We start from the raw sequence: 2,537 nt of genomic DNA on the forward strand, positions 1-2,537 counted from the left end.
TTATATTAATTATTTAAAAAACATTCTATATGGTAAGTGCCAGAACCTAAGACAATTGTAGGTTTATCTGTGTTTGATTTTATTTCTATTAAATTTTTAAAATTCTCTAAAGGGGTACCATTTATAGTTATTTTTGATTGTTTTTCAACTGGTAAAACAACAGTAGCATTTGTATTTACTGGTATTGCTATTTTAAAATCTATCACATCTTTTTTAACTTCCCACTCAGAAACAATTTTTCCATAAAGTGATTTATAACTTGCTTTTACAAAAGTCATATCTCCCACAATTTCTGGTTGAATGAAAAAATGTTTAAACCCTGGATTTTCTGAATCAGGAACAATTCCTGCTAAACTTCTGTAAAACCATTCTTCGATTTGGCCCATCATAAAATGATTCCAAGAATTTCCTTTTCTAGGATCCCATTGTTCAGTAAGTGTGGTGAGTCCAAATTTAATTTGAAATCCGTAACCAGGTGTATCATAATGATTGTTCATTTTATACATGGTTTCATTCTCACCATTTCTTGCCAATGTTTGAAATAAATAACGGTTACCAACATCACCTGTAGTTAGTCTATATCCTCTAGATTTTACATCTTCTAAAAGATTGTTCATTACTTCTTTTTTATGTTGAGGATTTACAATATCCATAAAAATGGGAACAGCATTACTAAACTGACTTCCTGTTCCATACTGTTTGGTTTGTTTATTAAAAAACTTGGTATTAAATGCCTTTTTTATATCTAAAGCTAACGTTTCGTATTTTGAAATATCTTCAGTTTTCTTTAAATGCTTTGCCGCTTTTGCAAACAAATGAGCTGCATAATAATAGTGACTTGTGGCAGATAAGGCAATTGGGCTATTTTTTGAATACCCTGCATTATGTTCTCCATAATCATACCAATCACCCAAACCATAAGATAAAATATAGTTTTCTGACTTGGAGGTTAAGTAATCGATATAACGTTTCATTACTGGATAATACTCTTTTATCAAACGATCATCACCATAATATTCGTAATACATCCAAGGTAAAATAACACCTGATACGCCCCATTCTGGAGAATCTGTAAAATCACCTCCAAATATTACGTATTCTGGAGCAATTGTTGGAATCATTCCGTTTTCACGTTGTGCATCTTCAATATTTTTCATGATGCTAGGAATGTACGTTTCCATATTGTAATTATAAATTAATCCAGGACCGTTTAAATGTGCTTCTTCTAACCAACCTAATTTTTCACGATGCGGACAATCCGTTAATACCGCTTGAAAATTACTTTTAATTGCATTATTGATTAGCTCATGTGCTTTATTGAAAATTTCGTTAGAACTTTCAAAAGTTCCCGCTTCGCCAGCATCATTATAAATAAAATTTGAGGTAACATCTAATAATGTTGGTAATTCAGCATTTTTTTCTTCTTTGTAATTTATGCTATCTACTTGAATATATTGATAGCCGTAATAACTAAATTTTGGCTGCCATTCTTCAATACCATTTCCTTTTAAAGTATACTCAAAATAATAAGGTTTACCAGAACGCCCTTGGCTAATAGTTCCGTTTTCTTTTAAACCTTCACCAACCCAAAGTGTAATTTTTTGACCTTTTTCACCTTTTACTTTTATCGTTGGAAAACCCGATAGATTTTGCCCCATATTGAAAACATACGTGCCTTCACTTGGTTCTTTAACTTCTTTTACCTCATATTTTTTCTGAATAGAAACAGGTGGTGCTTGTTGCGCTTTTAAAGTTCCTTTTGGTGCTTCTTGCAACACAACTGGTTTCCAATTTGAATCATTAAATGCTGATGTATCCCAACCTTCTTGTTCTAAATTTGCATCGTAATCTTCACCACCAAACAAACTATTATACGTAATTGGACTTTTGGAATATTTCCAAGTATCATCCGTATTTATAATTTGTTCAGAACCATCATCAAAAGTTACTTTTAATTTTAAAAACAAGGTTGGTGGACCAAAACTCACAAAAAACTTCGAATATCTTTTTTCTAAAACATTATACATTCCGTTTCCTAAAACAACGCCAACAACATTTTTATCCTCTTTAAACTGATCTTTTTTTAATTCGTAAATATTATAATTTACAGATTTGTCATAATCTGTCCAAAGTGGTGCAAACTCGCTATTGCCAATTTTTTCCCCGTTTAATGATAACTCATAATGTCCCAAACCAGAAACATAAACCACAGCTTCTTTTATTTTTTTTGATACCGAAAATGATTTTCGAAGTAAAATACTTTGTCTTGACAACGGATCTGAAGTATTGATAATAGAATCCTTTTTTGCTCTATTAAACGTAGCTGTATGATATTTTCTGCCCTCCGGTAAATGACTATCGGCTTTTGTTATTGCGCCAATCCAAGTTGGATTTAAACTAGAAGTTTTTGGAGCCAATCTAAAAAAAGATTTTTCGCTCCAGCTAGATGCTTCATCATCTTGATTCCATATTTTTATTTTCCAGAAATACTTTGTTTCGTTTTTTAAATTGTTATTTGGAAAACTTACCAATTGACT

Annotated in this window: 1 protein-coding gene; it reads right to left on the bottom strand. The window is 31.3% G+C overall.

Features of this window, described 5'->3' with window-relative positions; all coding sequences use genetic code 11:
* Positions 1-5: 5 nt before the first annotated feature.
* A partial coding sequence (locus tag ACTG3S_RS14240) for a glycoside hydrolase family 78 protein (RefSeq protein WP_439129996.1) occupies positions 6-2,537 on the bottom strand: 2,532 nt, incomplete at its 5' end.

It is taken from the genome of Polaribacter sp. (assembly GCF_965656025.1).
GTDB lineage: Bacteria > Bacteroidota > Bacteroidia > Flavobacteriales > Flavobacteriaceae > Polaribacter.